Origin of the sequence: Planktothrix sp. FACHB-1355 (assembly GCF_014748295.1) — a bacterium.
GTDB classification, from domain to species: domain Bacteria; phylum Cyanobacteriota; class Cyanobacteriia; order Cyanobacteriales; family Aerosakkonemataceae; genus Aerosakkonema; species Aerosakkonema funiforme_A.
Genome location: NZ_JACJUP010000845.1, coordinates 1 through 3,157 on the forward strand (window position 1 = coordinate 1; position 3,157 = coordinate 3,157).

The 3,157-nt window shown below is 45.0% G+C and carries 4 protein-coding genes; 2 read left to right on the forward strand and 2 right to left on the reverse strand.

Annotated features, from left to right (window positions below):
• Nucleotides 1-444 (forward strand): hypothetical protein (locus H6S82_RS25820; RefSeq protein WP_191056928.1); only part of this gene is annotated, 444 nt, incomplete at its 5' end.
• A 7-nt stretch (nucleotides 445-451) separates the two neighbouring features.
• Here H6S82_RS25820 and H6S82_RS25825 read toward each other — a convergent pair.
• A complete protein-coding gene (locus tag H6S82_RS25825) occupies nucleotides 452-613 on the reverse strand; it encodes a hypothetical protein (protein ID WP_190468567.1) in 162 nt (53 codons plus the stop codon).
• Between the two features lie 121 nt (nucleotides 614-734).
• Complete coding sequence (gene purH / locus H6S82_RS25830; protein ID WP_190468564.1) at nucleotides 735-2,291, reverse strand: bifunctional phosphoribosylaminoimidazolecarboxamide formyltransferase/IMP cyclohydrolase; 1,557 nt, start codon at nucleotides 2,289-2,291, stop codon at nucleotides 735-737.
• A 153-nt stretch (nucleotides 2,292-2,444) separates the two neighbouring features.
• Between purH and H6S82_RS25835 the strand changes: the two genes are divergently transcribed.
• Complete coding sequence (locus tag H6S82_RS25835; RefSeq protein WP_199315417.1) at nucleotides 2,445-3,077, forward strand: alpha/beta hydrolase; 633 nt, start codon at nucleotides 2,445-2,447, stop codon at nucleotides 3,075-3,077.
• The last annotated feature ends 80 nt before the right edge of the window (nucleotides 3,078-3,157 follow it).

Below are 3,157 nucleotides of genomic sequence, written 5' to 3' on the forward strand. Positions count from 1 at the left end.
GATGCAGATTCGGTTCACCCTCCACAAACAAATGCCGGAATTGCTGATGTTTGGAAACAGCAAGCAGAACAAGGTAACTATGCAGGCATTCTGCTGGAAACTCCAGACTTGTCAGCCGCATCCAAAGCCTATGAAGATTATCCTGTAGACCCAGTTAACCTACCAGGTTTTGAATATACTGGCGAAATTTATGACGTTTGGTTTTCTGTAGGTGAGCAAGTTCAATATGAAGAAGAATTTCTCTATTGGAATGACAACGGAATAGCTATCCCTGCATTTGCGGCTTTTTGCAAGGAAGGTTGCCACCAGGATATGGAAATGGCAGAACGATACACACCTTATGCAATTTTGCGCCGCAATGGAGACGAAGTTGATATAGAAATTGTTGGGCAAATGTATCGTCCCTGGCTTGATGGAATTAAGCCAGAAGAATGGGACGAATAGAATTATTCTAGAGCGCCAGTCCAGTAGAATAAATTGACGAAAAGAACAAAATATGTATCGTGTAGGGGCGTTCGCGTAGCGTGCCGTAGGTATTAGCATTTGGGCGACAATTCATATCATGTCCGGTTGCATCGGTTGCTAAAGAAATCGCTCTCTTATCTGTGTTCATCTGTGTTCATCTGTCTTCATCTGTGGTAAAAAATTAACCCCAGATACCCACAAATAACCTCTCGCATCAATCATATACTACCAATGCAACCGGACACGATATTACCGCTAACAGCTCCCTTTTAATGTAAAAAGTGACGAATGCCAGTAAATACCATCACGATTCCCAATTCATTCGCAGCATTAATAGAATCTGCATCTCGCAAACTGCCACCGGGTTGAACAATCGCCACAATTCCCGCTGCTGCTGCTGTCCTAACTGAATCATCAAATGGGAAGAAACCATCGCTGGCAAGAAAAGCACCTTGAGTTTTTTCTGCTGCTTGTTCTAAAGCAATTTTAACAGAACCGACGCGATTCATTTGACCGGCACCGACACCGAGAGTAGTGCGATCGCGTGTCACTACAATAGCATTAGATTTAACGTGTTTGCACACTTTCCAAGCAAACAGCAATTCTTCTAATTGTGCTGGCGTTGGTTGCTTTTCCGTGACTACCTGCCATTGACTGGGATTTTCGATTGCATCGTCGGCAGCTTGCACTAAGAAACCACCAGCAATTGACCTCACGGTTTCTTTTGGCCCAGCAATCAAATCGGGCAAAATTAAAACTCGGACTTTCGATTTCGCCGCCAAAATTTCTTTGGCTTCCGCTTCGCATTCCGGTGCGACAACGCATTCTAAAAATGTCTTTGTCAGCGCAGTTGCGGTAGCTGCATCGATCGGTTTATTCAGTGCAACAATACCGCCAAAAGCGGAAACCGGATCGGCATTGAAAGCTTTTTCATAAGCTTCGGCAATGCTATTTCCCATTGCCGTACCGCAGGGATTGGTATGTTTGATAATTGTGGCAGCAGGAGTATCGGGAAATTCAGCAATTATTCGCCGCGCTGCTTCTAAATCAACTAAGTTGTTGTAACTTAATTCTTTACCTTGAAGTTTAGTCGCATCTGCCCAACCTTGGGAAACGGTTCCTGTTTGATACCATGCAGCTGGTTGATGGGGGTTTTCGCCATATCGCAGAGATTGCAGCTGTTGTCCGGAAAGGGCGAATCTTTGCGGTAGAGAGGTTTCATCTAATTTCTCTACAGGGGATCGATCGCTCAAATAGGAAGCGATCGCCATATCGTAAGCGGCAGTGTGGGAAAATGCTGCTAAAGCACTTTGTTGTCGAAATTCTAAAGATGTGTCTCCGCCATGTTGACGCAATTCTTCCAAGTAGGCATGATATCGATCGGGATTGCACAACACAGTCAGGTGCGCGAAATTTTTTGCCGATGCCCGAATTAAAGCTGGCCCACCGATATCGATTTGCTCGATCGCCTCTGGCAATGTCACATCCGATTTAGCAATTGTTTGCTCAAATGGATAAAGATTGACTACTACCAGATCGATCGGACGAATTTGATTATTTTCCAAATCGGCGATATCTTCCGGTAAATTGCGACGCGCCAGAATACCACCATGAATTCGCGGATGCAGAGTTTTGACTCGACCGCCCAGGATTTCCGGGTGTCCGGTGTAATCGGAAACTTTCGTTACTGGTAAACCAGCATCTTTCAGAGATTGGGCAGTTCCGCCACTGCTGATTAAATCAAAACCAAATTCTTCTACGAGACTGCGTGCCAGGTCAATTAACCCAGTTTTATTAGATACACTCAGCAGTGCCAGACGTGCCATGACTTGTGAACTTCCCTATGCTTGCCTTATTAAGAATAAAGGCGATCGAGATCGCAGTCCAGATCTGGTTTGACCGGATTGTCGTCGCAGGCTAGAGGAATTGTGACTGCTTTGGGAACTAGGATGATAGTGAAAAGCTGTAGGAGAGAGTCCTTGTCTTTAGAAGTAATTACCTTGCCACCGAAAACAGGTCAACCGCCAAAGGGTGCGATCGTCGCTTTGCACGGTTGGGGTGCCAACGGCGAAGATCTGGCATCTTTAGCACCTTTTTTGAATTTACCCGATTACGAGTTCCTGTTTCCCGATGGGCCTTTTCCTCACCCGCACGTACCGGGTGGAAGAACGTGGTACGATTTTCAGAAAAATTACGGTTTAACAGAAAGTCGCCAACTGCTGAACGAGTGGCTTACCTCTTTTGAGAGACGTACTGGTATTCCCTTGGAACGTACTATTTTGAGTGGATTTTCCCAAGGTGGGGCGATGACTCTCGATGTGGGACTGAACTTGCCACTGGCAGGCTTGGTATGTTTGAGTGGCTATTTGCATCCCATGACTCAAGAAGCAACAAATCGTAATTTTCCGCCAGTTTTGATCTTACATGGCAGACAAGATTCGATCGTGCCTGTAACTGCTGCGGTGAAAGCACGCGATATTCTATCCAACTTGGGAGTAGCGGTGCAGTATCAAGAATTTGATATGGGGCATGAAGTTACACCGGCGGTTTTGAATTTAATGCGAAGTTTTGTAATGCAGGTGATGTCATCAACAAGCTCTAAAATCTCCTAAAATCGTCTCTATATATTACCGATTGTTAAGACGAATGAGAAAAGGAAAAAAAATTAACAATCGGATTGATGCGGAAATTG

Bases quoted from the DNA above. Each gene is read 5' to 3' on its own strand.
- purH (WP_190468564.1), bottom strand. From the start codon at position 2,291: ATGGCACGTCTGGCACTGCTGAGTGTATCTAATAAAACTGGGTTAATT.
- H6S82_RS25825 (WP_190468567.1), bottom strand. From the start codon at position 613: ATGAACACAGATAAGAGAGCGATTTCTTTAGCAACCGATGCAACCGGA.